Here is a 25,067-nt window from a genome sequence, read left to right on the forward strand (position 1 = left end):
TTCGCCGTTGGGAAACTACTCCCTATCCTCAGATCCGTGCCGCCGATTGCCACGTCTCCCCTTGTCCCCGAGCCCCACGGCCTGCCCCGCTATGCGCTTCCGGGGTGGTCCGGGCTCGCCGGTGTGGCGCGCAGCGACATCACTGCCCCCGTCGGCATCCGGATGCGCAACTGGGGCTATGGGGACGCCGACATCAGCACGGGCGTCCACTCCCCGCTGACCCTGACGGCGCTCGCGATGGCTCCGGCGTCGGGTGATGCCGCGGCAGCGCCGCACGAGATCTCACTGATCATCACCGCTGACCTCGGCTGGTGGCGGACGACCGAAGACGAGCAGCAGGTGCGACGCGCCATCCTCGCGGCCACGGGACTCACGGACGCCCGGCTGCTCCTGCATCTCACCCACACGCACGCCGGCCCGTCAATCTGTCGGGAAGACGTCGACCTCCCCGGCGGCGAGCTGGTGCCGGAGTATCTGGATGCGCTCGCCGCGGCAGCGGCACGGGCGGCCGTCGCCGCGATCGACGATCTCGGCCCCGCCGATCTCGTCTGGGCCTCCGGCATGCACGGGCTCGCCGCCGTCCGTGACGTCTCGTTGGAGGGGCAGGCGCTGCTCGGGTTCGACCCGGCGCAGGAGCCCGATCAGACGCTCGTGGTCGGACGACTCACCGCCCCGAACGGTGCCGTTCGCGCCACGGTTGTGAACTACGCCTGCCACCCGACCACCCTCGGCTACGCCAACAGCCAGCTGTCGACGGACTTCGTCGGCCCGATGCGTGACGTCGTCGAGTCGTACACGGCGGCGCCCTGCCTGTTCCTTCAGGGTGCGAGCGGCGAGCTGGGACCGCGCGAGCAGTACAGCGATGATCTGGGTCTCGCCGACCGTCACGGCGCGTCCCTGGGTCACGCCGCGATCGGCGTCCTGCTCACCATGCCGGCCCCGGGGCGAGCACTGGTGCTCGACGATGTCATCCAGTCGGGTGCGCCGCTGGCGATCTGGAGCGCGACGCCCACCTTGAGCGACCGCACCGTGTCGACGGAGATGCGGGAGGTTCCCGTGCTGCTCAAGGAGCTCCCCTCGATCGCCGAGCTGGAACTCGAGTGGGCGACGATCGATCCCCGCAGTCGGGCGGAGCGGGTGCGACGCGCCGAGCGCCTTCGTCGCACCTACACGGATATGGACAAGCCCGTGCATCCGCTCTGGGTGTGGCGCTTCGGTGGCGCGGTGTTCGTCGCGCATCCGGGCGAGGCGTATTCCGCGCTGCAGTCCACGCTCCGCAGGCGGTTTCCCGGCGTGGCGGTGATCGTCATGAACCTCACGAACGGTCCCGGGTGGGTGTATCTGCCCACCGAGGACTCCTATCGGGCGAATCGCTATCAGGCCTGGCAGACCATCGTGGCGGCGGGCTCGCTCGAGCACCTTATCGAAGCTGCCGAGAGCGCGATCATCAACCTGGGCCTCGAGCGGGATGAGGTGGCCTCGTGAGCGATCTGCGATCGTCAGCATGGTTCGACGGCGATGATGAAGTGGCCCTTGCGCACCGGGCGACCGTGCGTGCTGCGGGTGGTGTGATCGAGCAGAACGAGCGCCGCCCGACCATCGCCGTGATCGACACCAGCAGTGACGCCAACCCGTGCAACCTGCCGTTGCGCGAGCTGGCGGAGCACGTGCGTCGAGGCGTCACCGATGCCGGCGGCACCGCGATGGTGATGCCCGCGATGTCGCTGGGTGAAGAGCTCATGAAGCCGAGCGCGATGCTCTATCGAAATCTGCTGTCAATGGAGGTCGAGGAACTCCTCCGAGCGAACCCCGTCGATGGCGTCGTGCTGCTCACGAACTGCGATAAGACGACCCCGGGCGCCCTCATGGGGGCCGTCAGCGCAGACCTCCCGACGATTCAGATCGTGGGCGGCAATCGTCCGGCCGCGATCTTCGATGGGCGCGAGGTGGGCACCGGCACCGCTCTCTGGCGCGCGATGGATCGCTATCGCAGCGGGGAGATCGACCGCGCCGAGTGGCGACGTTTCGAGGCCTGCTATTCCTGCGGCACCGGCTCGTGCAACACCGTCGGCACCGCGTCGTCGATGGCGATGATCGTCGAGGCACTCGGGTTCATGCTTCCGGGGGCGGCCACGGTGCAGTCGGGGCAGGATCGGAGCCAGGACCTCTCCTACGCCAGCGGAAGGCGGATCGTGGAGATGGTCGACGAGAACCTCACGCCGTCGCGCATCCTGACGGAGGCATCGTTGCGCAATGCCGCGCGTGTGCTTCACGCGGTGGGCGGGTCGACGAACGCCGTGATCCACCTGGCCGCGATCGCCGGACGCGCCGGCATCACGTTCGGCCCGGCCGAGGTCACCGCGGCCGGCGAGGGTGTCTCGGTCATCGCCGATGTGCAGCCGAGCGGGCGTGGCCTCATGCGGGAGCTCGATAGTGCCGGCGGTGTGCCGGCACTCCTGTTCGAGCTTGGCGAGCTGATCGAGGCCGAGCCGATCACCTGTACCGGTGACAGCCTCCGCGGCTCCGCGCGCGCCCCTCTCGCCCCCAACGCGTCGAGCCGTACCGTTCGACAGCTCGATGATCCCGTCGTCGCCGGTCCCGCCATCCGTGCCGTATCGGGCACCCTCGCGCCCGGATCGGCGGTGATCAAGGCCTCCGCCTCCGATCCGCGACTGTGGCGGCATCGCGGCCCCGCGCTCGTGTTCCACGGCTACGACGACATGCGCACGCGCACCGAAGACCTCGACCTCGACGTCACGGCAGATCACGTGCTGGTGCTCACCGGCTGCGGCCCCGTCGGCGTCCCGGGCATGCCCGAGTGGGGGATGATCCCGATCCCTCGTCGCCTGCTGAACGAGGGCATTACCGACATGGTGCGCATCAGCGACGCACGCATGAGCGGAACGAGCTTCGGCACGGTCTTCCTGCACACCTCTCCCGAGGGCGCTGTCGGCGGACCGATCGGGCTCGTCCGCGACGGGGACATGATCAGTGTGGACGTCGAGGCCGGAACGATCGACTGGGAGGTCTCGCCGGACGAGATCGAACGTCGCCGCAGCGAGTGGACGCCGCCGGTGTCGCCGCATCTTCGCGGCTGGCCACTGCTCTACGTGCGACATGTTGAGCAGGCCGACCGGGGAGCCGACCTCGACTTCCTGACCGCTCCGACCCCCGCGCATCGCGTGCGTATCGATCCCGTGATCGGGCGCTCCTGACCGCCGCCGGGCCCCTCCTGACCGCGGCCGGGTGGAAGATGGAACGCGCATCCGCGAGCGTCGCGGCGGATGCGCTTTCCATCTCCGAATAGGTCCATGATTTGAGAACGATTCTCATTAGCGATAGTGTGAAGGCATGACCTCCCGTCGCGTCCTCCTCATCGCTCCTCTCGCCCTCTCGCTGGTGGCCCTCGCGGGCTGCTCGACGGCTGCCGGATCAGCGGTGTCCACGGATGACGCGACGAACGACCCGCGTCCCCACGTGTTGGCCACCACGAACGTCTACGCCGATATCGCCTCGGCGGTCGGCGGGGGCGACGTGGTGGTCGACGCGATCATCACCAAGGCAGCCCAAGATCCCCACGAGTATGAGGTCGCCGTCGGCGACAAGCTGCTGGCCAGCCATGCAGACCTGTTCGTGATGAATGGCGGCGGGTACGACTCGTACATGCCGGGCCTCATCCCGGAGGGTGCGCCCGTGATCGTGGCGGCCGAATCCGCGTCGGATGCTCCCGAGGAGCTGGAGAACGAGCACGACCACTCGGATCACGCTGACGAGGACGCTCACGCCACTGAGTCGGCGGACGACCACGACCACGACCACGACCACGCGACGGAAGACGCCTCCGAGTCGGCGGACGACCACGAGACCGCGTTCAACGAGCACGTCTGGTACGACCCGGACATCATGCGCGCGGTCGCCGACCAGATCGCCACCGAACTTGGCAAGCTCGACCCGACGCACGCCTCCGACTTCACCCAGCGGGCCGCGGAGTTCGGTGCCGGCATCGACGCGCTCGACACCCAGCTCGCCGATGCGAAGACGCAGTATGCCGGCAAGAGCATCTTCGTCACCGAGCCCGTGCCGCTGCGCCTCACGGACCGCATGGGTCTCGTCAACGAGACGCCCGGCGCCTTCTCCGAGGCCGTCGAGGAGGGGCAGGACGTCCCGCCCGCCACGCTGCTCGCCTCGCTCAAGATCATCCAGTCCGGCGAGCTGAGCGCTGTTATCGTGAACGCGCAGACCGGCGGATCCGAGACCACCCAGGTGTCGCAGGAAGCCGAGAAGGAGGGCGTCCCCGTGGTGGAGTTCGCCGAGCTGCTGCCCGAGGGGCAGAGCTACCTCACCTGGATGAGGGCCAACATCACCGCCCTCACCACCGACCTGGCACGCGGCGCGTGAGCGCTGCATCACCACTGACCACGACACCGCTGCGGATCACCGGCGGCGCGATGCACCGCGCCGATCGCGAGCTGTGGTCGGGTTTGGACCTCACGGTCGCGCCCGGTGAGCTGGTCGCCGTCCTCGGGCCGAGCGGTGCTGGCAAGACCAGCCTGCTGCGGGCCGTTCTCGGTCTGGACTCCCTGAGTCGCGGGACCGTGGAGGTGCTGGGGGAGCGGGTGCTCCGCCACGGCAATCGGAAGGTCGGCTACATCCCCCAGCAGCGACCGCTGCCCGCAGACACCTCGTTGCGTGGCCGCGACCTGGTCGCGCTCGGCGTCAACGGGCATCGCTTCGGCATCCCGCTTCCGCGCCGGACCGATCGGGAGCGCGTCGACCGACTGATCGCGGCGGTGGGCGCCACTTCCTTCGCCGATCGTCCCGTGGGCCTGCTCTCCGGCGGCGAGCAGCAGCGACTCCGCGCCGGTCAAGCGCTCGCGGATGATCCGGGCCTCCTGCTCTGTGACGAACCGCTCACCAGCCTCGACCTCGCCAACCAGCAGGCCGTCGTGTCGCTGATCGACACGTATCGACGCGAGCATCAGGCCGGCGTGCTGCTGGTCACGCACGACATCAATCCGGTGCTCGAGCACGTCGATCGCATCCTGTACCTGACTCACGGCGGCTTCGTGCTGGGCAAGCCGTCCGAGGTGCTCACCTCGCAGACGCTGTCGGATCTGTACGGCGCCCCCGTCACGGTGCTGAACTCGGATGGCCGACTGGTGGTTCTCGGTGCGCCTGACGCTGCCGAGGCCGCGCATCATCATCACGAGGACCACGAATGAACTGGGACGACATCAGCGAGGCCCTCTGGGGCGGACTGCCCTTCTATGGGGAGATCCTCGGACTCGTGGGCAACTCCCTCTGGGCCGGCGCGATCCTGGGACTCGTGGGCGGGCTGATCGGCATCTTCGTGATGCAGCGTGACATGGCCTTCGCGGTCCACGGCATCAGCGAGCTGTCGTTCGCGGGCGCCGCGGCCGCTCTCCTCATCGGGGCCGACGTCGTCACCGGATCGATCATCGGCTCGGTGGTCGCCGCCGCCATCATCGGCCTGCTCGGCTCGAAAGCCCGTGATCGCAACTCGATCATCGGTGTGCTCATGCCGTTCGGCCTCGGCCTCGGCATCCTGTTCCTCTCCCTCTACAACGGTCGAAGCGCCACTCGGTTCAGCCTGCTCACCGGCCAGATCGTGTCGGTCGATCAGGGGCAGGTGGTGTGGCTGTCCGCCATCGCCCTCGTCGTCCTGATCGGTCTCGTGCTGATCTGGCGACCGCTGCGTTTCGATTCGCTCGACCCGCAGTCCGCCGCGGCTCGCGGGGTCCCGACCACCGCGGTTTCGCTGGTGTTCATGCTGTTGCTCGGACTGATCGTCGCGGTCAGTGTGCACATCATCGGGGCACTTCTGGTGATGGCCCTCGTGGTCACTCCGGCAGCGGCGGCGATGCGTGTGGCCACCGGCCCCATCCTGGTGCCGATGCTGGCCGCCAGTTTCGGTGTGGTCTCAGCAGTGGGCGGCATTCTGCTCGCCGTTGCCGGCACCCTGCCGGTGAGCCCGTACATCACTACCGTCTCGTTCCTCATCTACCTGGTCTGCAGGATCGTCGGTCGGCCCGCCGAGCGGCGAGCGCGAATCAAAGGGAACTCCCGAGAGATTGTCGGAGCGGCCGCCTAGGCTCGTTTCATGACGTCCGCCCCCGCCGGCACCGCGCGATCCTCGGATCGGGCGGGATATGGTCGTGCGCCCGAAAAGCGCGGGGGAGCCGGGTACGCGCTGATCATCGGTCTCGGCGCGGTCGCGGCGCTGGTGATCGTCAATCTGCTGGTGCCGCAGTTCCTGGCCTTCCCGGTGGAACGCCGCCTGCAGGACGGACTGACGCTCTCGCTCAGCGTGCTCATCGAGTCGATGCCGTTTGTGCTGCTGGGCGTGCTGTTCTCCATCGGAGTGCAGGTGTGGCTGCCGCCGGGGGCGCTGGAGCGCATCCTGCCGCGCCGCGCCTGGGCACGTCGACTCGCGCTGTCGCTGCTGGGGATGATCGTCCCCGTGTGCGAGTGCGGCAACGTGCCGTTCGCGCGCGGACTCCTGCGTCGCGGCTTCGCGCCGGCCGAGACGCTGACGTTCCTCGTGGCGGCGCCGATCGTCAATCCGATCGTCATCATCACCACCCACGCGGCCTTCGGGTGGGACGGCGGCATTCTGGCCGTGCGCGTGATCGGCGGCTTCCTCATCGCGAACCTCATCGGCTGGCTCTACTCGCGCCAGGACGATCCCGACAAGCTCCTCACCGAGCGATTCCGTCTCGACCAGCGCGCCGAAGACGCCGTCACGGGCAGCCGTGGCCGCCGCTCGCTCGCGCAGCTGGTGATCGAGCTGCGCGCGGTGATGCCCGCCCTCGTCATCGGATCGGCCATCGCCGGTGCCGTGCAGGTGCTCATCCCCCGCGACGTGCTGGTGGCCATCGGCTCCAATCCCGTGCTCTCCATCGTGACGATGATCGTGCTGGCCCTCACGGTGGCACTGTGCTCCAACGTGGACGCGTTCTTCGCGCTGTCCATGGCCTCGACCTTCTCCACCGGATCGATCATCGCGTTCCTGCTCGTCGGCCCGATCGTGGACGTGAAGATGCTCGCGCTGATGCGCACGACCTTCTCGGTTCGCGCTCTCGCGGGAATCGTCGTGGTCGTCATCCTCAGCGCTTTCGCGATCGCCCTGGGGGTGAACCTTGTCGGCTGAACGATCCCACGTGCTGCACGCGATCGACTCTCGATGGCTGGGGGTCGGACTCGCGTCGCTGGTCTGCGTGATCACCGTGGGGTTGGCGGTCACGGGGCGGCTCGCGATGTACGTGAACCCCGACGGTGCGTGGTTCACGGTGGGGATGGCGGTGCTCGGACTCCTGGCCGCAGCGGGGTCGTTCGCGCTGCCGCTCGGTGCGGAGCAGGAGCACGGTCACGATCACGGTGATGGACATGATCACGCGCACGAAGGCGATCACACGCCCGATCATCATCACGCGCCTGCCGAACCCGCACCGCTGACGCGCGCGCAGCTGCGGGCGCAGTCACAGCCTGTCGCCCCCGCCGCGCCGTCAGCCACCCTTCGCAGCGTTCCGGCATCGCCGAACCTGCGCCGGCGGATGTCGGGTGTGGCCGCCGTGACTGGCGGCGTGCTGGCGACGGCCGTGATGGTTCCTGCACTCCTGCTCCCACCCGCTGCGCTGTCGGCCCAACTCGCGATGGAACGAGACCTCGGCGCCCCACCGCTGTTCGGCGGTGCCGACGTCGTGGCGCTCGCCACCACCGCCGACGCGGCGAAATTCGGGGTGGGTGACTGGGCCGCCGCCTTCGCTGCGACCTCCAACCCGGCCGTGTTGGCCGGCACCCCCGTCAACCTCGTCGGCTTCGTCGCCCCCGCCGCTGACGGCAGCGATGACATCCGGCTCACACGACTCGTGGTCACGCACTGCGTGATCGACGCCCAACCCGCCGCAGTCACCGTGTCGGTGCAGGCGGCGACAACCACCATCGACACCGACCTGTCCACCGGTCAGTGGGTGAAGGTCACCGGAACGGTGGAGCAGAGCGGTAACGGGGTGCTCCTGATCCAACCCACCGCGGTCACCCCCATCGATCAGCCGACGGACCCGTATGAGTACTGAGCGGAGGTCGCGCGGCCGGTTCTCCGCGGCGTTCGCGGGCGTCGTGGTGCTGCTGGCCGTGCTCGTGGGGGCGGGATCCGTCGTGGCTCTGCAACAGGGCCCGCGACAGACCGCCGTCAGCGCGGATCCCGCCGCCGCGATCGACACCGCCGGCGCTCGCGTCATCTTCACCACCGATCAGGCGCTCGCCACGGTCGACCCCGCGCAGGTGAGCGTGTCGCCAGCCGCCGACTTCAGCGTGGACACGTCGGGTCGCAGCATCGGCGTGCGCTTCACCGTGCCGCTGGATCAGGACACCGACTACCGCATCACGATCACCGACATCCGAGGCATGGGCGGCGGTCCCACGGCCACCCTCGACACCACGATCAGCACACCGAAGTCGCAGATCTACGTGCTGCAGCGCACCACGGGCGCCGACACGATCACCCGATCCGACATCGACGGCGAGCACGCGAAGATTGTCTTCCTGCACCCCGCGATCGAGGACTTCCGCGAGCTGGATGGTCAACTGGTCGTATCGGTGATGGAGAACGACCGAGCGGCGCTGCTCGTGGTGGACCCCGCCACCGGGGACGCCCGCCGCATCACCCTGCCGGGAATCGGCTATCTCGGCGAGCTGCAGGTATCGGAGCGCTCCGGACGCATCGGGTTCACCTACTCCGATCGCGAGCTCACCGAGACCACGGGCATCAAGAGCCAGCTGTTTCTCACCTCCCTCACCGACGACACTGTCACTGCCGTATCCACGGGCGGCGAAGCACCCAGCGTGGACGACTGGGCGTTCGTCCCCGATTCCGACGCCGTGCTGATGGTGCCCTTCAGCGGCGACCTGATGCTGGTGGATCCCTCGGGTCGATCGGAGCCGGTCCGATTCGGCACGGCGATCAAGCTGCAGGGACTGTCACGGGGGACGTTTCAGGCCATCGTAGACAAGGTGGACGGCTGGGTGGCGCTCGACCTCCGGGCCGGCACCGAGCAGCCGCTCACGCTGCCCGACCTCGCCGGCACCGTGGATGCCATTCTCCCGCTGACGCCCACCACCACGCTGTGGCACCACACGGAGCGCGACGCGGCCGGCATGCCCACCGCGGGTGTGATCTCGGTGTCGGACGCGTCCGGCCAGCTGCGCGAGCTGTACCGCCGGGTGGCCGGCGACCCGATCCTGCAGGCGTGCGCGTCACCCAGCGGGTCGCAGGTGGCCGCCCTGGTGGCGCCCGACTACGCGCGAAATCCGTCCGACGGCGCGTATCGTCCGCTGCCCAGCACGCTGCGTACCGTGATCATCGACGTGGCCAGCGGCGAGGTCATCGGCAACCTTCCCGGGTTCGATCTGTCGTGGTGCGAGCGCGGTCCGTTCTGATCGCAGCCGCGCGTCGGCATGGAAGATGACAATCGCATCCCCCAACGCGCTCAGGGGTGGGAATTCCATCTCCCACCGGGCGACCGCAGCGCCATCGCTGGATTGCGCCGTGGGGGAAACCCGGACCGCGCAGCGGCCTGCGGAGATAGGATCTGAGCATGGCTCAGCGGAACACGTGGCAGCGCGAGAGGGTGCGCGAAGCCCTCGGCGATGTGCGGGGGTTCGTCAGCGCTCAGACCCTGCACGCCACGCTGCGTGACGAGAACACCGGCATCGGCCTGGCAACCGTCTATCGCACACTGGCCGGTCTCGCCAAAGCGGGCGACGCCGATTCGCTGCAGAGTCCCGAGGGCGAGTCGCTGTATCGCGCCTGCTCTTCCTCCGGCCACCATCACCACCTCATCTGCCGCTCCTGCGGGCTCACCGTGGAGATCGCGGCGACCGATGTGGAGCAATGGGCGAAGAACGTCGCCGCCTCGCACGGATTCGAGCAGGCCGAGCATGTCGTCGACATCTTCGGCCTGTGCGCCGACTGCGCGGCTGCCGCGCGGGCCGCCGACGAGGCTCCTGACGGGACCGATGACGTCGGTCGCTGACGGCCTGCACCTCGCCACCCGCGATGAGCTGTCCGGGCTGCCCCTCGCGGTGGCCCCTCATCTCCTGGGTGCAATCCTGCGTGTGGACACCCCCGAGGGCGCCGTGGCGATCCGCATCACCGAAGTCGAGGCGTATCACGGCCGCGGCACCGGTGAGATTCCAGACCCGGGCTCGCACGCCCGGATGGGACGCACCGATCGCAACGCGACGATGTGGGGCGAACCCGGACACCTCTACGTCTATCTCAGTCACGGCATCCACTCGTGCGTGAACGTGGTCTGCGGACCGGAGGGGATCGCCGGTGGTGTGCTGCTGCGCGCCGGCGAGGTGATCGAAGGGGCGGACGTGGCCCGACGACGACGTCAGCAGCGCAAGCCCGGCGCAGATGGTGTCGTGCGATGTGCTCCGAGCATCGCCGATCGCGATCTCGCCCGCGGTCCCGGTCGCTTCGGGCAGGCGATCGGGCTTCGTCATCCGGCCGATGACGGCGTGGATGCCGTGAGCGGCGGACCTGTCTCGCTGTACCTGCGCGACGACCTGGCGCCGGGCATCAGCACGGGTCCGCGGGTCGGTGTGGCGGGGGTCGCGGGCACCGGGGCATATCCCTGGCGTTTCTTCCTCGCGGGCGACCCGACCGTGTCGGTGTTCCGCGCTGGGCGGGGCGCCGTGGAGGCCGCTGCAACGGGGTGAACCCGCTCCCTGTGGATACCGCTGCACAGGCTCGCCAGGCGGGGTGCGCGATCGTCGCGGATCTGCGAGAGTGGACCCGTCCGTGCGATTGCTGAGGAGTTTCCGTGAAGAAATCCATCGTCCGTGCGACCGCGATCTCGGCGTCAGCCGCGGTTGCCCTCGCCCTCGCCCTGCCTGCGGCCGCATCGGCGAGCGTCGACACCCCCGAGCTGATCACCCCCACGGCGGGTGCCACGCAGATCAACCTGATCGGGTTCAACGACTTCCACGGCCGCATTCTGGATGCCGAGCGATTCGCCGCCACCGTGCTGCAGGCGCAGCAGGGCTTCGGCGAGAGCAACTCGCTGGTGGTGTCCAACGGTGATGCCGTGAGCGCCTCGGTCTTCGAGTCGGCCATCCAGAAGGACGCCCCCACGATCGATGCGCTGAACGCGCTCGGCGTCGACAGCTTCACCGTGGGCAACCATGAGTTCGACCACGGCTACGAAGACGCCATCGGTCGCATCCAGAACGCCACGAACGGCCCGGACCTCGCGGCCAACGTCACGGACTCGACCGGCGCGCACCCGTTCGACGAGTACGCGGTGTTCGACGTCAACGGCACGAAGGTGGCCATCATCGGCGCCGTCACCCAGGAGACGCCGGCGCTGTCCTCGCCCGACTCGGTGGCAGGACTCACCTTCGGCGACCCGGTCGAGGCCGTCAACCGCGTCGCGGCGCAGCTCACCGACGGTGACCCGAGCAACGGCGAGGCAGACGTCCTCATCGCCTCGTACCACGAGGGCGGACCGCAGTCGAACGTGCCGCTCGACGAGAACGAGAAGAGCGCGGTGTTCGCGCACATCGTGAACGACACCGACGCCTCGGTTGCGGCCATCTACACCGCGCACACCCACCAGACCTACGCCTATGACGCACCGATCCCCGGCCAGAGCGGTACCCGCCCGGTCGTGCAGGCGGGCTCGTACGCCGGCTACATCGGTCAGGTCGTGCTGACCCTCGACACCGACAAGAAGGTCACCGCGTCGTCGTCCTCAGTGGTGCCGACGCTCGCGGCGGACGCCATCCCCGACGACTTGAAGTCGGACCCGCGCGTTCAGCAGGTCGCGCAGATCGTGGCCGACGCTGTCGCGAAGGCCGATGTGCTCGGCAACGAGGTGGTCGGTACGCAGACGGGCGACATCACGCGCGCGAAGCAGTACGAGGACGGCTCGATCACGGTTGACCCGGCCACGGGAGTCACGTCCGGCACCGTGTCCGTTCCGGACGACCGTGCCAACGCGTCGAACCTCAGCGACCTCGTCGCCCAGTCGATGGTCGAGGTCATCAACGCCCGGGGCAACGCGCACGCGGACCTCGCGCTCATGAACCCGGGTGGTGTGCGCGCGGACCTGATCGACGATGACGGCAAGATCACGTACAAGGAAGCCGCCACGGTGGTTCCGTTCGCGAACGACCTGAATGTCGTCACCGTCACCACGGAGACGCTGAAGGCCACGCTCGAGCAGCAGTGGCAGCGCAACGTCGACGGCTCGATCCCCTCACGTCCGTACCTGCAGCTGGGCCTGTCGAACGACTTCACCTACACGTACGACTCCACCAGGCCGGAGGGCGACCGGATCACCAGCATGTGGCTGAAGGGAGCCGCATTGGCTCCGGGAGCGACGTGGCGGGTGGCGATGAGCTCGTTCCTCGCCGCTGGCGGTGACAACTTCCGTGCTCTGCTCGACAACGAGGGAAACCAGAGCGTCGGGATCATCGACACCGATGCCTTCCCTGCCTGGTTCCGGATGGTCTCAGGTGACACAGGAACTGCAATCACACCGGACAACAGGCGCAACGGCGTCGAGCTCCGCGGCCTGGTGGCCGGCTCGCCGTTGGTGTGCGAGCAGCCCACCGAGGTGACACTCTCCGGTTTCGATCTCGCCTCGCTCGGCTACGTGCAGAACTCCGAGGTCACGGCGATGCTGATGCCGAAGGCCTCCGACAACGTGCAGATCATCGGCACGGCCACTGTCGATGCCGCAGCACCGAACACGGTCACCCTCTCGCTCAATGTCCCGACGAGCTGGCCCGCCGGTGACACGTGGATCACCTTCGTCTTCGGTCCGAGCGAGACCTCGGTGCAGGTGCCTGTGACGGTGGACTGCGCGGTCGCTCCCACCCCGTCACCGACCGCCGTTCCCAGCACCCCGGCACCCAAGCCCACGCTGGCGGCTACCGGTTCCGACGGATCGCAGGCCCTGACGATCGGCATCATCGCGGTCATCGTGATCGTGGCCGGTGGGGCTGCGCTGATCATCGCCCGCCTGCGTCGTGCACGCCGCGAAGCGGACGGCGCGAATGTCGACTCGACGGATTCATCGACCGACGCCTGATCTGAGAACGGCAGCGCCGCGAGCCCGGGGAGGGCTCGCGGCGTTGCTGTTCTCGGGCCGATTCAGTGGACGACTCGGGCCGTGCTAGGATTGCTCTTTGTCTGCGCGCACTCCAGCACGCAGCTCGTTCCCACACTTCACTCCGCTCATCCGGGCGGATGCCGGCGTGGGAGCAGACAAGGGATCTTGGGTGAAGCCGTCCGGTTTCACGGTACAGAAGGAGACACCATGGCCGCAGTGTGCCAGGTGACAGGAGCTGTTCCCGGCTTCGGTCACAACATCAGCCACTCGCACCGCCGGACGAAGCGCCGCTTCGACCCGAACGTGCAGAAGAAGACGTACTTCGTCCCGTCGCTGGGTCGTAAGATCACGCTCAACGTGTCCGCCAAGGGCATCAAGGTGATCGACGCCCGTGGCATCGAGTCCGTCGTGAAGGACCTCATCGCGAAGGGTGTGAAGCTCTAATGGCGAAGAAGGCACAGGACGTACGTCCGATCATCAAGCTCCGTTCGACGGCTGGCACGGGTTACACCTACGTGACCCGCAAGAACCGTCGCAACAACCCCGACCGTATCGTTCTCAAGAAGTACGACCCGGTGATCCGCAAGCACGTCGAATTCCGAGAGGAGCGTTGATCAATGGCTAAGAAGAGCATGATCGCGAAGAACGAGCAGCGTAAGGTCATCGTCGCTCGCTACAACGAGAAGCGTCTGGCGCTGAAGGCGGCCCTCGTGTCGCCGTCGTCGACCGACGAAGAGCGCGAGGCCGCTCGCGTGGGTCTGCAGAAGCTGCCCCGCAACGCTTCGCCGGTGCGCGTCCGCAACCGCGATGTCATCGACGGTCGCCCCCGTGGCCACCTGTCGAAGTTCGGCATCTCGCGTGTTCGCTTCCGCGACATGGCACACCGTGGCGAGCTGCCCGGTGTCACCAAGTCCAGCTGGTAAGCACCCGCAACGCATGAAGGGCGAGTCCGCAAGGACTCGCCCTTCGTCGTTCCTCCGGTTCCTGAGCGGGGGTCAGCGAGACGAAGTGCGCTCAGCAACTGCGGTCCCGGAATCGTGTGCGGTACACGCGGGTCGCGTAGGGTGGATCGGCGGCGTCGCATCGGGATGGCGGCGCGAAAGGGGACCCATGATCATCGCTGTCTGCCCTCCCGGGTTCGCAAGCAACCCGGCCTTTCCGCTCCTCGTGGGAGGGGCCGCGGTGATCATCGTGCTCGGCGTCGTGCTCGGGATCGTGTCCAAGCGCCGCCGAGCCGGCGCAGGAACACTCGCGATCGGCGTCCTCCTCCTCGCGAGCGCCAGCGTGTTCGCATCTCCGGCACCCGCGATGGCTGCTGACTGTCCGCCGTCAGCCGCCACGTCGACCCAGCCGACCGCGTCCGCAACGCCCGTGGGCCCGACCGGCACGCTCGCCGTGGACCTCGGCAGCATCCACGACCTCTACAACGCGTATCTCACCGCGCCGACCCAGATCAAGCTGATCGAGGACAGCGGCAACATCGAGCAGGATGTGCCGCTGCAGGACGCACTCGCCAACTGCCAGACCGACTACTCGGCTCCGGAGCCCATCACCATCGCTCTGGTGGACGCCGCGACCGGACGTGTCGGCTGGGCCGCGCAGATTCCCGCCGACGGTGAGGACGTCGTGGGTCTGGAGGGTGTACCGCTGGGTGCGTACACCGTGATCCTGCTGCAGCAGCGCAGTGGCCCCGGCGATCCCGTCCCGGACGGTGCCTCCGCCAGCGTCAGCTTCCAGTGGCAGCGCACGTTCCACGAGTGCACCATCACGGCGGAGCGCGGCCAGACGCTGACGCACGGCACCTATGTCGGCGGAAACCCCGGCTCGCTCGTCGCGACGGTCGACGGCACGGGCACCACGGCCACGTTCACTGACGCCTCGCCGCAGCAGGTCGTTCGCCTGACGCTCGGCGGCTGAGTCGACGCGCGTCAGCCTGTGAAGGTGCGGAGGATGTCGCCGCCGAACAGCGAGAACGCCATCACACCGGCCGACAGCAGCAGCACGCCGACCGTCGCAGCGATCGCCATCACGGACACACCACTGCCGCCGAGGCGCTGACCGCGCAGGCCGACGGCGACGCCCGCCCGTGCCGCGAGTTCGCCGGCCTGATCGTCGCGGTACTGCTCGGTGCGTGCGGCGAAACGGCGGTGGAACTCCTCGGCCAGCATGACGGCCGCGGCCATCGTGTCCGCACGATCGAAGCGGGTGCTCGCCGGCAGATAGACGTAGAGGCGATCGGAGACCAGCTCGATCTCCGCGCCGGATCCGAGGTCGATCACCCGCGCCATGAGATCGGGCGTGAAGATGTAGAGCGCGTCACGCTGATATCCCTCCGGCACGATGAGCTGGAACACCGACGCGAAGTCTCCCTCGAGATCCATCCGCGCAGCACCGCGTCCGAGCCCCAGAGTCGGGATGATGCTGCGTCGACGGTTCGCCAGCACGATATGCGGCACCGAGGTCGGCAACGGCAGTTCGATGAAGCCGAATGGCCGCTGGATCGTCGCGGTGCCCTGCCCGCGAGCTACGGAGTGGTGCATGCCGAGCTCGAACGGCATTCGCGGGTCATCGCAGGCGACGACGGCCCGCTCCTGCCCGTGCGCCACGCGCGCGAAGGCAGCACCCGGCCGACGGTTGTCCTCCAGGGAGTCGGCGTAGGCCCAGCCGTTGCTCCAGGCGAAGGCGGCGATCTTCACGCGGCGACCGAGCAGCACCGCGTGCCAGACGAACGACAGCGCGGCGAGCACCGTGTAGCCGATCACGAAGAGTCCGAGAATCGGTGCCACCGTCAGGAAATCGGAGCTCAGAAGCCACCACAGACCCACGAGCATCGCGGCGGCGAACAGCAGCACCGCCACGAGCAGCACGAGGAAGCGGCGATACAGCGGGGTGCGACAGATCCTCTCGTACGTGAGGATGTCCCGCAGCCCCGCGCTGCGTCGGAGCGCCCCGAGGTCGACGCTTACAGGCTCCACGGGAGCGTGGTCCACGGGCCGTTGCGCTTCGCGGTGGCCGCCGCCTGGAAGTCGTTGCTTCCCTCGAACTTCTCGAATGCCTTCTCATCGACGTTGCCGTCGCTCCAGTGCATCACACGCCCGACGTTGTAGCTCAGGCCGAAGTCCGCCCACGACGAGAACGCGGGACGCGCCTCTTCGTTGATGCGGTGGATGATCTGACGCGCCTCGGGGATGTCGCCATGCCCGAGGGCCACGCCCCACGTCGTCATTCCCACAGCCTGGCCGAACGCGTAGCCGTCGAGCGTCTTCACATACAGGTCGGGAGTCACGATGTCCTTGCCGACGCGCTTGCGGATCTGCGCCTCCGTGTACTCGATCGAGGTGACGAAGGTGCGCGCGTCGCGCTTGTCGCCGCCTTCCGTGACGATCGCGTTCAGCCATTCCTTTGCCTTGGGCGCTCGCCCGAGGCGCTCACCGAGTTGAGCGCGTACGGCGAGGTAGAGCACCCACATCTCCCGGCGTCGGCGCACGGTCACCAGGCGCTCGATGTTGTCGAGCCAGTCCTGGCGGGTGTACACACTCCACTGCTCGACGAGCACCTTCTTCTCACGATCCCCCAGCGCGGAGGCGGTGGGGTCGTTCCAATGACCTGAGGGCAGGTTCACGATCTGCAGGAAACCGAGCGCCAGCTCATTCGCTTCGCGATCGTTCGTGGAGAACCGCTCGTCCGCCTTGACCTTGGACGCCGGCAGGATCCAGACCACGAGGAAGAACAGCACGACGGCACCGACGATCGCCCAGACCCACCACTGGGCGATGAGCCATTCGAGGAGCGAGCCGAGATCGTTGAGGTCGAGGCGGGCGGCAAGGCGCATGAATTGTCTCCGGTGGAAAGAAATAGCTTGAACGATCGTTCAGTGATTAATGTATACGGCAGAGCTTCGCGGGGAAAGCTCGATAGCGTGGCAGGAGGAGGTGGCCGCATGGCACGTTCCGAAGAGCACAACCGGCAGGCTCGGGAGCGCGCACGGGAAGCCCTCCTCGAAGCCGCGATCGCGCTGTTCGCCGAGCGCGGTGTCGCGGGGGCGAGCATCGCGGAGATCACCCGCCGCGCCGGCGTGGCGCAGGGCCTGGTCAGCTATCACTTCGGGGGCAAGGATCAGCTCATCTCCGCGGTGATCGATCGCTGGTTCGAGACGGTGATCGGCCTCTCCCAGGTCGAGGGCACGCCCGATGAGGCGCTCGCCGCGGTGATCGACGGCGCCCTTCTCGCCACAGCGTTCGCGGTGCCGCTGCAGCGTGCGGTGCTGGCGATGCAGCTTCAGCCGACCACGCAGCGGCTGTTCGCGGAGTCGGAAGAGCGTCATGCCGCCGGGGCTGCTGCGGCAGAAGACGCCGTACGTGCCGTCTTCCGTGCCCGTGGCGCCGCGGATCCGAGTCTGGAAGAGGTGATGCTGCGCAGCACGCTGGAGGGCGTGTTCGTGAAGTTCGCCGTGTTCGGTGACACGTATCCCCTCGAAGACGCGCGGCGCTGGCTGCATCGCCTCTACGACCTCCCAGGACCCGCAGCCCCGCTGCCGCTGAACCTCCCCCCGCGCGCGTCGGAACTGCGGCCTCGCGCGACGACCGCCGACTGAACCCGCCCGTGTTTCGGCGGGTATGACGTGCCGTGACGCCGTGTTGCACCCCGGCAGGCGAGTGGGGGTCGTGGGCTCCTACCGTGGCTGATGCCGCTCTTCTGCGGTCAGCTCCAGCCGAGAAGGACCTCCCCCATGAGCCAGACAACAGCTCGACAGAAGGCGCCCGATACCCGCGGGCCCGTGCGCAAGCTCCTCACGTCGTTCGGATTCCAGATCCTCGTCGCCCTGATCCTCGGCGTTCTCGCCGGGCTGATCGGCAAGCAGCTCGGACCGGATGAGGCGGGTAGCGCGAACGGACTGGCCGCCACCCTGGCCACGGTCGGCTCCTCCTACGTCACCCTGCTCAAGGCGGCCGTGATCCCGCTGGTGTTCACGGCGATCGTCGCGAGCATCTCCAACCTGCGACGCGTGCAGAATGCCGCGCGCCTCGCCGGCCAGACGCTGCTGTGGTTCGCGATCACCGCCTTCATCGCGGTGATCATCGGCATCGTGCTCGGCGTCACCGTGCAGCCCGGTGCCCGCGCGGGGGAGGGGCTCACGCCGTCTGACCCCTACGCCGTCGGCACCTGGTGGAACTTCCTCACCGGCCTCGTTCCGCAGAACTTCCTCGGTCTCACAGCCTCCACCTCGCTCGACGTGGAGGCCGGCCGCGCCAGCACCAGCATCGGCTTCAACGTGCTGCAGATCATCGTGGTGGCCGTGGCTGTCGGAATCGCGGCGATCAAGGTCGGTCGTCGCGCCGAGCCGTTCCTCGCCTTCACCGAATCGCTGCTCAAAGTGATCCAGCGCGTGCTGTGGTGGATCATCCGCATCGCACCGATCGGGACCTTCGGCCTCATCGGCAACGCGGTGATCCAGTACGGCTGGGACAAGCTCACCTCGCTCGCCTGGTTCGCCGGCGCCATCTACGTGGGTCTCGCCATCGTGCTGTTCGTGGTCTACCCGGTGCTGATCAAGACGCACGGGCTCTCCATCAAGCAGTACTTCACGGGTGTGTGGCCTGCGGTCACCGTCGCGTTCTTCTCTCGCTCGTCGATCGGCACGCTGCCGGTCACGGAGCGGGTCACCGAGCGCAACCTGGGTGTGCCGAGCTCGTACGCGTCGTTCGCGGTGCCGCTCGGTGCCACCACGAAGATGGATGGCTGCGCGGCGATCTACCCGGCAATCGCGGCGATCTTCGTGGCCCAGTTCTACGGCATCGAGCTGTCGTTCGTGCAGTACCTGCTGATCGTCCTGGTGTCGGTGGTGGGCTCTGCCGCGACGGCCGGTACGACGGGTGCTGTCGTGATGCTCACGCTGACTCTCTCGACCCTGGGACTCCCCCTGGATGGCGTGGGTCTGCTGCTGGCCATCGACCCGATCCTCGACATGGGCCGCACGGCGGTGAACGTCGCGGGCCAGGCGCTCGTTCCCACGATCGTCGCGAAGCGCGAGGGCATCCTCGATGTCGATCTGTACAACGCCCAGCGCGACGGACTGCCGTTTGCGGACGACAGCGCCGATGAGGAGTCAGAGGTGCCGGCGGAGGGCGAACCCGCGCGCGTCTGACGTCGACTCATAGGGGAAAGGCCGGGGCAGACGCCCCGGCCTTTCCTCATCTGCCCTTGATCACGGCGAACTGGGTGCAGCTGGTGGCTGCAGCGGAACGCGGCTGGGTGTCGCGTCAGCATCAGCGACGGACACGGGACCGCGAGTGATCTCCTTGCCCACCCGCGTCTCCAGAATGCTGACCGCCTCGTCCGAGAGCACCAGGAGTCCGTCGAGCTCCTCGCGGACGCGGCGATACGCAACCTGTCGCTCGGCCGCGGTCGCCGACTTGTCCACCGCGGTCTTCAGGAGCTGCTGGGCGCGCTCGAGGCGTCGGCGTTCCTCCTCGGTGAAGCCGGTATCCCGAATGCGGCGAGCGTTCTGTTCTGCGACGTCGAACTTCACGGCGAAGTCGGTGACGGCCTCGCGGTAGTCCGCGAACTGTTCGGGAGTGATCCGGGCATCGGCCGTCACCGGTCGGAGTCGGTCCGCCACCCGCTTGGCTCGGAGGAAGGCCGCCGTCAGCGGCTCCCGTCCGTCGCTCATTGCGGGGAAGGCGATGGTCTTGGCCACATCGAGCTCGTAGTCCAGCCACCGCCCGGTGATGTCGTCATGCTCGTCGATGAGGCGCTGCACGTTCTCACGAGTGGCGTCCCCGCTCGTGGCCGACGTTGCGGCGCGCGATTCCAGGAACCCGGGCGGGAACTCGCCTCGCTTCGCCGCCATCAGCTCGAGCTTTCGCTCGTGGCGCTCCCGCTCCACCTTCTTACCTCCGCCGAACGTGTAGTAGGCGGCGGTGACGAGCCCGAAGAGGGGGAACACCATCCACCAGCTGTCGGAGATGAAATCGAAGAAGCTCATGGCGTCACCCTAAGTCTGAAGAGGGTTGGAAATCAGAGGTCGTGACGGATGTCACGACCGTCAGGCGATCATCCGGCGCAGCGGCAGGTACGACAGCGCCGCCAGCACCACCGTGAGCGCCAGGCCGATGAACGTCCAGCCCCACAGGCCGATGGACCCGATCGTCTCGAACATCGCCACCCAGAACCCGAACTTGATGGCGAGGAAGCCGAGCACCAGAAGGGCGGCGATGATGCCGAGCAGGACGATCAGCATGATCGTGCGCCCCCACCGCCGATAGATGACCGTGAACACGAATCCGAGAGTGAACAGCAGCATCATCGCGGTGAAGTAGGTGAGCGCCTGCAGCCAGGGGCCCGCATCCCATAGCCCCGGGATCCGGAAGAAGCGGCCGTCCAGACCCCATCCGTTGAACGCCTCCTCGATGAAGCCGCCCACGGTGAAGATCAGCGACATGCCGATGCTGGAGAGCACGGCGATCACCATCGTGCCGAGGTAGAAGTCCCGGCGGGTGACGCTCATCGCCTGTGAGAACGGGAAGGTCAGAGTGAGGGCGTAGATGCCGGCACCCATGAAATACCACATCGGAGCGACGGGTGCACCGCCGGCGAACTTGTAGCCGAGCGCGGGCGTGACGGGGATGAGCGCGAAGATCCCGAGCGACAGCACGAAGCAGCCGACGAGGATTATCAGCGGGATGCCGATGAAGGTCATCTTGTTGAGGTTCTGCAGGCGCACGACCTTGAGGATGCGGTCCATCAGCGCACCTCCTCCTTCTGCGTGAGGCGGACGATGAGCTGCTGCAGCGACACCGGAGCGATGTCGAGACCGGCAGCGATGAGACGGTCGCGTTCGGCGGTAGCGAGCGCACCGAGCACGGTGGCGGAGGTGACGCGTCCGAGGCTCTCGGTGTGCAGCACCTCGCGACCGCTGGTGAAATCGGCCACCGCGGAGGCATCGCCCACGACGGTGACGGCACGGCCGCGCAGATCGTCGGCGGAGGCGTCGATCAGCACGCGCCCCTGGTCCAGCACGATCACGTGTTCGAGGAGGTTCGCGACCTCGTCGATCAGGTGGCTGGACAGCACGATCGTGCGGGGATGCTCGGCGTAGTCCTCGAGCAGGCGGTCGTAGAAGATCTGACGGGCGACGGCGTCCAGGCCGAGGTAGGGCTCGTCGAAGAAGGTGATCTCCGCGCGGGCGGCGAGCCCGATGATGACGCCGACGGCCGAGAGCTGACCGCGGGAGAGCTTCTTGATGCGGCGGTTCATCGGCAGTCGGAAGGACGTCACGAGGTCGTCGGCGAGCGCCTGATCCCAGTTCGGGAAGAACATGCGGGCCGCGGCGAACGCCTGACCGGGCTTGAAGTCGTCCGGGTACTTCTGGCTCTCGCGGACGAAGCACATCCGTCCGAGAACCGCAGCGTTCTCATAGGGGTCTTCGCCGTACACAAGCACGTCGCCGGTGCTGGCGAAGTTCTGTGCGGTGATGATCGACATGAGCGTGGACTTGCCCGCGCCGTTGCGGCCGAGCAGTCCGTAGATGGTGTCCTTCTCAAGAGAGAGGGTGACATCGGCCAGCGCGACGGTCTCGCGGTAGGTCTTGCCGAGGCCCCGGGTCTCGATGACGGCGGTCATCGGGCGGTCCTTTCGTCTGTGCCGGGGATGCTCTCCCCGGCGCGGGAACGGATGAGTGCGGCCACATCTGCCGCGGTGAGGCCGAGCTTGTCGGCCTCAGCCAGCAGGGGGCCGATGAAACGATCGGCGAACGCGGTGCGGCGTTCGGTGAGGAGGACGTCGCGAGCGCCCTCGGCCACGAACATCCCGACACCGCGGCGCTTGAGGAGGACACCCTTGTCGACGAGCATGTTCACTCCTTTGGCGGCCGTGGCCGGATTGATGCGGTGGAAGGCGGCGAGTTCGTTCGTCGACGGTGCCTGACTGCCTTCGGGCAGACTGCCCTCGACGATCGAGTCCTCGACCATCTCGGCGATCTGCACGAAGATCGGCTTCCCGTCGTCGATCACATCCACCTCCGGTGCGTTGGTTAGTTACTCGACTAATGAACCATGGAAGCGGGTGGGTGTCAACTCCCGACGTCGGATTCGGCTGAGCGTGCTTCGTCTCGCTTCGGTGCCTGAGCGACCGCGTAACGAGACGAAGGGGCATGCGTGGGTTCTCCGGCACTTCGTCGCGCTGGCAACCGGTAGCCGTTCGGCGTGCGGGATCTCAGCTGCGGACGATGCCGAGGCGCTCGCGCACCGCGTGCTGTGCGGCGCCGCGGAAGCGGTCCTCCGCGCTGATGCGCGCGTAGTCCAGCGCGATGGTCGTCGCGCCCACGGGGCTCAGCGACTCCGCGGCGCGTCGGACCTTCTCCAGCGCGGCATCGCCGAGGCGCGGGAGCGCGCCGCCGAGGACCACCGTCTCGATATCCAGCACGGCGGACAGCAGTCGCACGTTGTTCGCGAGGCGCAGAGCCATACGATCCACGGACGAGGCGTGCGCGGGATCGGACGCGAGCCCTTCCAGATCGACCGCATCGAGATCTTCCTCCAGGGGCAGGTCGAACACGAACCGCAGTCCGACGTATCGCTCCAGGCACCCCACCTGACCGCAGGGGCATGGCAGCGCGTCATCGCCGAAGTCCACGCGCACGTGCCCCAGCTCTCCGGCGCGAGCGTGCTCGCCGCGGTACAGCGCGCCGTCGATCACCATGCCCGCGCCCACGCCGTCGCCCACGTTCAGGCACAGCACATTGGGCGCGTCGGTGCTGCGGAAGGCGAACTCGCGCAGGGCGTCGGCGTCCGCGTCATTGATGAGATACACCGGTGCCGTCGTCACGTCGGCGGCGAGTGCGCGAACATCGACATCTTCCAAGCTGAGCTGTACGCACTGCAGAATGCGATCGTTGTCCACGGCACCGGGAACCTCGATGCCGATGGCGAGGAGCCCCCTGCCTCCGTGCGCGTCGACCTCGGCGAGCACGGTCCGCAGATCGTCGGGTGACCCGACGGCGGGCAGCGAGACCGGCTCCGTGAGCGTCTCGCCGATGAGGTTGCTGAGCACGAAACGCGACGCGTGCCGGGTCAGCACCACCGAGGCGACGCGGTGCTGTTCGCCGTCCAGAGCCAGTCGCATCGCGGGTTTGCCGCCCGTGCTCTCGGCCCGTCCCGCCTCGCGCACGAAGCCCGTGACGATGAGGTCCGCGACGATCGAAGACACCGTCGCTGCCGTCAGACCGCTTCGGCGGGACAGGCTCGCACGGGTCTCGTGGCCGGCACCGTCAGCGATAAGCTGGAAGAGGCGGCGCGTGTTGGCGCGCCGCATCTCCTCGTGGTTGGAGTGTCCGATGATCGCTTCACCTCCGGCGCCAGCTTGCGCGGATCGGTCGACCTGTCTATCGTAGGGCGCAGACTTTCGTTGTTTAACAAAGAAAGCCGCTGAGCAATCAGCAACGGGCGGCCGCGCAGCCGCCCGTCCGAAGGGGAGCGACCGTCACACCCGGTGGGGGTAGGGCGCGAGAGCCCCGGGGGAATGATGCGGGGCCGGGGATGAACTCCCGGCCCCGCATTTCTTTCGCCCGCGCTCGGCCCGCGTCGGTCCCTGAGGCGACCCGACCGTCGGCGGTCTCACTTGCCGCCGTTTCGGCCGTCGCTCACTGCATCTTCTGAGACCAGTTCCCCGACCGGTCTCAGAAGATGTTTGCTTTGGGTCGGGGCGCCAGCGCTTTCTGAGACCGCGGACGGCGGGGCCGGCGCGGTGCGAAATCCATCCGGCGCGGACGCTACTCCCCGGACGGCGGCGGCAGGAGCGGTGCTGACGGGTACTCACGAAGCACGAGGGCGGTTGTGACCGGGCCGAAGCGTGCCAGCGAGTCGACGGTCCGTTCGAGCTGGGCCGCGTCTCGGCAGTTCACGTCGAAGATGAGGCAGTCCTCCCCCGTGACTCGGAGTGTCGAAGTGATCTCGCCCGTTCGAGACGCGAGCTCGAGAGCGGGGCCAAGCTGCGCGTGGGTGGTGCGCAGACGAACGACGGCGTGAATGTTCAAGCCGATGGCGGCCGGATCGATGACAGCGCGGTAGCTGGCGATGACTCGTGACTTCTCTAGGCGCAGGATTCGAGCGCTGGCCGCCGGTTGGGACAGCCCCACACGGCGACCGACTTCAGCACCGGTCAGCCTGCCTTCGCGTTGCAGCAGCTCGATGATCTGCCGGTCGATCCGATCCAGTGTTTCCATCGAGTTCTGCCCCTCTTGCTTCGTTATCACTTGCGCCGAGTGCGCCCGTCGAGCGCTTCCATCATGCTCGATCGTGAGATCGCCGCGGTTGGTCGCGGCCAGCGAAGAAAGGAGAGCTGCAGCGTGGTTGACTTTGTGATTATCCCCGGTATCAGGGGATCCGACGATACGCACTGGCAGACGGCGTGGGAGCGCCAGTGGGGCAGTGCGGCGGTTCGGATCGCGCCGGGCTCCTGGACTCAGCCGGACCTGGCGGACTGGGTCGCGGCGATCGATCGTGCCGTCGCGGATATCGAGACGCGCACGAGCGATGTCGTCTTGATTGCCCACAGCCTCGGCTGCTGGGCGGCATCGACCTGGTTGTCCGAATCTGCGCGCCCGGCCGTTCGAGGGGCCCTCCTTGTGGCCCCTCCGGATCCCTCCGCCGACGCTTTCCCCACTGCAGACGCATCGACGTTCGTCGGCGCTCCTCGACAGGCAATGCCCTGCCCCAGCGTGGTCGTCGCGAGCACCAACGACCCGTACTGCCGACTGGACGTAGCCCAGAGCCTCGCGTCCGCGTGGGGAAGCGATCTGCGGGTGGTCGGGGCGCTCGGGCACATCAACTCGGCGAGCGATCTCGGTGACTGGTTGCAGGGACGAGAGGTGCTGGAATCGCTGCTCTTCGCGTGATCCGGTGGAAGAGGGAAAGTGCACCGGAG

General features: G+C 67.8%; 26 protein-coding genes. 18 read left to right on the forward strand and 8 right to left on the reverse strand.

What is annotated here, in order from left to right; genetic code table 11:
• Positions 1–36 precede the first annotated feature (36 nt).
• The 15 genes from ACI3KU_RS01080 to ACI3KU_RS01150 all read left to right on the forward strand — a co-directional run bounded on the left by ACI3KU_RS01080 (position 37) and on the right by ACI3KU_RS01150 (position 15,062).
• Positions 37–1,485, forward strand: coding sequence for a hypothetical protein (locus ACI3KU_RS01080; RefSeq protein ID WP_404920432.1), 1,449 nt, complete (start codon positions 37–39; stop codon positions 1,483–1,485).
• Positions 1,482–3,215: a dihydroxy-acid dehydratase gene (locus ACI3KU_RS01085; protein ID WP_404920433.1), complete on the forward strand. Its 1,734-nt coding sequence runs from the start codon at positions 1,482–1,484 to the stop codon at positions 3,213–3,215. Before ACI3KU_RS01080 ends, ACI3KU_RS01085 begins: the two co-directional genes overlap by 4 nt.
• Positions 3,216–3,351: 136 nt before the next feature.
• Positions 3,352–4,398 carry a metal ABC transporter solute-binding protein, Zn/Mn family gene (locus tag ACI3KU_RS01090; protein ID WP_404920434.1) on the forward strand — a complete coding sequence of 349 codons (1,047 nt, stop codon included), beginning with the start codon at positions 3,352–3,354 and terminating at the stop codon, positions 4,396–4,398.
• 50 nt (positions 4,399–4,448) lie between these two features.
• Entirely contained in the window at positions 4,449–5,222 is a 774-nt protein-coding gene (locus tag ACI3KU_RS01095; RefSeq protein ID WP_404920492.1) for a metal ABC transporter ATP-binding protein, read from the forward strand.
• Positions 5,219–6,112, forward strand: a complete 894-nt coding sequence (locus tag ACI3KU_RS01100; protein ID WP_404920435.1) for a metal ABC transporter permease — start codon at positions 5,219–5,221, stop codon at positions 6,110–6,112. The genes ACI3KU_RS01095 and ACI3KU_RS01100 overlap by 4 nt, the downstream gene beginning before the upstream one ends.
• A gap of 9 nt (positions 6,113–6,121) precedes the next feature.
• Entirely contained in the window at positions 6,122–7,171 is a 1,050-nt protein-coding gene (locus ACI3KU_RS01105) for a permease (protein ID WP_404920436.1), read from the forward strand.
• 10 nt (positions 7,172–7,181) lie between these two features.
• Positions 7,182–8,096, forward strand: a complete 915-nt coding sequence (locus ACI3KU_RS01110) for a TIGR03943 family putative permease subunit (protein ID WP_404920437.1) — start codon at positions 7,182–7,184, stop codon at positions 8,094–8,096.
• Positions 8,086–9,459: a hypothetical protein gene (locus tag ACI3KU_RS01115; RefSeq protein WP_404920438.1), complete on the forward strand. Its 1,374-nt coding sequence runs from the start codon at positions 8,086–8,088 to the stop codon at positions 9,457–9,459. The genes ACI3KU_RS01110 and ACI3KU_RS01115 overlap by 11 nt, the downstream gene beginning before the upstream one ends.
• Before the next feature lie 158 nt (positions 9,460–9,617).
• Positions 9,618–10,055 carry a Fur family transcriptional regulator gene (locus tag ACI3KU_RS01120; protein ID WP_404920439.1) on the forward strand — a complete coding sequence of 146 codons (438 nt, stop codon included), beginning with the start codon at positions 9,618–9,620 and terminating at the stop codon, positions 10,053–10,055.
• Positions 10,039–10,746 (forward strand): DNA-3-methyladenine glycosylase, encoded by a 708-nt coding sequence (locus ACI3KU_RS01125; RefSeq protein WP_404920440.1) that lies wholly within the window; start codon positions 10,039–10,041, stop codon positions 10,744–10,746. Before ACI3KU_RS01120 ends, ACI3KU_RS01125 begins: the two co-directional genes overlap by 17 nt.
• 104 nt (positions 10,747–10,850) lie before the next feature.
• Entirely contained in the window at positions 10,851–13,124 is a 2,274-nt protein-coding gene (locus ACI3KU_RS01130) for a bifunctional metallophosphatase/5'-nucleotidase (protein WP_404920441.1), read from the forward strand.
• A gap of 228 nt (positions 13,125–13,352) precedes the next feature.
• On the forward strand, positions 13,353–13,589 hold the full coding sequence (rpmB, locus tag ACI3KU_RS01135) for a 50S ribosomal protein L28 (protein ID WP_055987914.1): 237 nt from the start codon (positions 13,353–13,355) through the stop codon (positions 13,587–13,589).
• A complete protein-coding gene (rpmG, locus tag ACI3KU_RS01140; RefSeq protein ID WP_005051772.1) occupies positions 13,589–13,759 on the forward strand; it encodes a 50S ribosomal protein L33 in 171 nt (56 codons plus the stop codon). Before rpmB ends, rpmG begins: the two co-directional genes overlap by 1 nt.
• Before the next feature lie 3 nt (positions 13,760–13,762).
• Positions 13,763–14,068 (forward strand): 30S ribosomal protein S14, encoded by a 306-nt coding sequence (gene rpsN, locus ACI3KU_RS01145; RefSeq protein ID WP_231092838.1) that lies wholly within the window; start codon positions 13,763–13,765, stop codon positions 14,066–14,068.
• A gap of 187 nt (positions 14,069–14,255) precedes the next feature.
• The gene (locus ACI3KU_RS01150; protein ID WP_404920442.1) at positions 14,256–15,062 is read left to right on the forward strand and encodes a hypothetical protein; all 807 of its coding nucleotides are present in this window, start codon (positions 14,256–14,258) and stop codon (positions 15,060–15,062) included.
• Positions 15,063–15,073: 11 nt separating this feature from the next.
• On the opposite strand, the gene ACI3KU_RS01155 is transcribed toward ACI3KU_RS01150, so the two are convergent.
• Entirely contained in the window at positions 15,074–16,120 is a 1,047-nt protein-coding gene (locus ACI3KU_RS01155; RefSeq protein ID WP_404920443.1) for a hypothetical protein, read from the reverse strand.
• Entirely contained in the window at positions 16,108–16,977 is an 870-nt protein-coding gene (locus ACI3KU_RS01160) for a DUF1266 domain-containing protein (RefSeq protein WP_404920444.1), read from the reverse strand. Before ACI3KU_RS01160 ends, ACI3KU_RS01155 begins: the two co-directional genes overlap by 13 nt.
• Positions 16,978–17,085: 108 nt before the next feature.
• Here ACI3KU_RS01160 and ACI3KU_RS01165 point away from each other — a divergent pair, with 108 nt between their 5' ends.
• Positions 17,086–17,739: a TetR/AcrR family transcriptional regulator gene (locus ACI3KU_RS01165; protein WP_404920445.1), complete on the forward strand. Its 654-nt coding sequence runs from the start codon at positions 17,086–17,088 to the stop codon at positions 17,737–17,739.
• 135 nt (positions 17,740–17,874) lie between these two features.
• Entirely contained in the window at positions 17,875–19,290 is a 1,416-nt protein-coding gene (locus ACI3KU_RS01170) for a dicarboxylate/amino acid:cation symporter (protein ID WP_404920446.1), read from the forward strand.
• A gap of 60 nt (positions 19,291–19,350) precedes the next feature.
• On the opposite strand, the gene ACI3KU_RS01175 is transcribed toward ACI3KU_RS01170, so the two are convergent.
• From ACI3KU_RS01175 to ACI3KU_RS01200, 6 genes are all read right to left on the reverse strand, one after another.
• Complete coding sequence (locus ACI3KU_RS01175) at positions 19,351–20,130, reverse strand: hypothetical protein (RefSeq protein WP_404920447.1); 780 nt, start codon at positions 20,128–20,130, stop codon at positions 19,351–19,353.
• A 60-nt stretch (positions 20,131–20,190) separates the two neighbouring features.
• Positions 20,191–20,889, reverse strand: coding sequence for a hypothetical protein (locus ACI3KU_RS01180; RefSeq protein WP_404920448.1), 699 nt, complete (start codon positions 20,887–20,889; stop codon positions 20,191–20,193).
• Entirely contained in the window at positions 20,889–21,767 is an 879-nt protein-coding gene (locus tag ACI3KU_RS01185; RefSeq protein ID WP_404920449.1) for an ABC transporter ATP-binding protein, read from the reverse strand. Before ACI3KU_RS01185 ends, ACI3KU_RS01180 begins: the two co-directional genes overlap by 1 nt.
• Positions 21,764–22,156: a GntR family transcriptional regulator gene (locus ACI3KU_RS01190; RefSeq protein WP_404920493.1), complete on the reverse strand. Its 393-nt coding sequence runs from the start codon at positions 22,154–22,156 to the stop codon at positions 21,764–21,766. The genes ACI3KU_RS01185 and ACI3KU_RS01190 overlap by 4 nt, the downstream gene beginning before the upstream one ends.
• A 202-nt stretch (positions 22,157–22,358) precedes the next feature.
• Positions 22,359–23,456 (reverse strand): ROK family protein, encoded by a 1,098-nt coding sequence (locus ACI3KU_RS01195; protein ID WP_404920450.1) that lies wholly within the window; start codon positions 23,454–23,456, stop codon positions 22,359–22,361.
• A gap of 457 nt (positions 23,457–23,913) precedes the next feature.
• Positions 23,914–24,366 carry an Lrp/AsnC family transcriptional regulator gene (locus tag ACI3KU_RS01200; protein WP_404920451.1) on the reverse strand — a complete coding sequence of 151 codons (453 nt, stop codon included), beginning with the start codon at positions 24,364–24,366 and terminating at the stop codon, positions 23,914–23,916.
• 63 nt (positions 24,367–24,429) lie between these two features.
• Here ACI3KU_RS01200 and ACI3KU_RS01205 point away from each other — a divergent pair, with 63 nt between their 5' ends.
• Complete coding sequence (locus ACI3KU_RS01205) at positions 24,430–25,038, forward strand: RBBP9/YdeN family alpha/beta hydrolase (RefSeq protein WP_404920494.1); 609 nt, start codon at positions 24,430–24,432, stop codon at positions 25,036–25,038.
• Positions 25,039–25,067: the final 29 nt, after the last annotated feature.

Source organism: Microbacterium sp. ZW T5_56 (assembly GCF_044987425.1).
Taxonomy (GTDB): Bacteria; Actinomycetota; Actinomycetes; order Actinomycetales; family Microbacteriaceae; genus Microbacterium.

What these genes read in the sequence shown, in the direction of transcription:
- rpmB (WP_055987914.1), top strand. Translation starts at nt 13,353, where the DNA reads ATGGCCGCAGTGTGCCAGGTGACAGGAGCTGTTCCCGGCTTCGGTCAC.
- ACI3KU_RS01195 (WP_404920450.1), bottom strand. Translation starts at nt 23,456, where the DNA reads ATGCGGCGCGCCAACACGCGCCGCCTCTTCCAGCTTATCGCTGACGGT.
- ACI3KU_RS01150 (WP_404920442.1), top strand. Translation starts at nt 14,256, where the DNA reads ATGATCATCGCTGTCTGCCCTCCCGGGTTCGCAAGCAACCCGGCCTTT.
- ACI3KU_RS01105 (WP_404920436.1), top strand. Translation starts at nt 6,122, where the DNA reads ATGACGTCCGCCCCCGCCGGCACCGCGCGATCCTCGGATCGGGCGGGA.
- ACI3KU_RS01180 (WP_404920448.1), bottom strand. Translation starts at nt 20,889, where the DNA reads ATGGACCGCATCCTCAAGGTCGTGCGCCTGCAGAACCTCAACAAGATG.
- rpmG (WP_005051772.1), top strand. Translation starts at nt 13,589, where the DNA reads ATGGCGAAGAAGGCACAGGACGTACGTCCGATCATCAAGCTCCGTTCG.
- ACI3KU_RS01160 (WP_404920444.1), bottom strand. Translation starts at nt 16,977, where the DNA reads ATGCGCCTTGCCGCCCGCCTCGACCTCAACGATCTCGGCTCGCTCCTC.
- ACI3KU_RS01090 (WP_404920434.1), top strand. Translation starts at nt 3,352, where the DNA reads ATGACCTCCCGTCGCGTCCTCCTCATCGCTCCTCTCGCCCTCTCGCTG.
- ACI3KU_RS01185 (WP_404920449.1), bottom strand. Translation starts at nt 21,767, where the DNA reads ATGACCGCCGTCATCGAGACCCGGGGCCTCGGCAAGACCTACCGCGAG.
- rpsN (WP_231092838.1), top strand. Translation starts at nt 13,763, where the DNA reads ATGGCTAAGAAGAGCATGATCGCGAAGAACGAGCAGCGTAAGGTCATC.
- ACI3KU_RS01165 (WP_404920445.1), top strand. Translation starts at nt 17,086, where the DNA reads ATGGCACGTTCCGAAGAGCACAACCGGCAGGCTCGGGAGCGCGCACGG.
- ACI3KU_RS01125 (WP_404920440.1), top strand. Translation starts at nt 10,039, where the DNA reads ATGACGTCGGTCGCTGACGGCCTGCACCTCGCCACCCGCGATGAGCTG.
- ACI3KU_RS01170 (WP_404920446.1), top strand. Translation starts at nt 17,875, where the DNA reads ATGAGCCAGACAACAGCTCGACAGAAGGCGCCCGATACCCGCGGGCCC.
- ACI3KU_RS01200 (WP_404920451.1), bottom strand. Translation starts at nt 24,366, where the DNA reads ATGGAAACACTGGATCGGATCGACCGGCAGATCATCGAGCTGCTGCAA.
- ACI3KU_RS01205 (WP_404920494.1), top strand. Translation starts at nt 24,430, where the DNA reads ATGCTCGATCGTGAGATCGCCGCGGTTGGTCGCGGCCAGCGAAGAAAG.
- ACI3KU_RS01120 (WP_404920439.1), top strand. Translation starts at nt 9,618, where the DNA reads ATGGCTCAGCGGAACACGTGGCAGCGCGAGAGGGTGCGCGAAGCCCTC.
- ACI3KU_RS01115 (WP_404920438.1), top strand. Translation starts at nt 8,086, where the DNA reads ATGAGTACTGAGCGGAGGTCGCGCGGCCGGTTCTCCGCGGCGTTCGCG.
- ACI3KU_RS01175 (WP_404920447.1), bottom strand. Translation starts at nt 20,130, where the DNA reads ATGAGCTTCTTCGATTTCATCTCCGACAGCTGGTGGATGGTGTTCCCC.
- ACI3KU_RS01100 (WP_404920435.1), top strand. Translation starts at nt 5,219, where the DNA reads ATGAACTGGGACGACATCAGCGAGGCCCTCTGGGGCGGACTGCCCTTC.
- ACI3KU_RS01095 (WP_404920492.1), top strand. Translation starts at nt 4,449, where the DNA reads ATGCACCGCGCCGATCGCGAGCTGTGGTCGGGTTTGGACCTCACGGTC.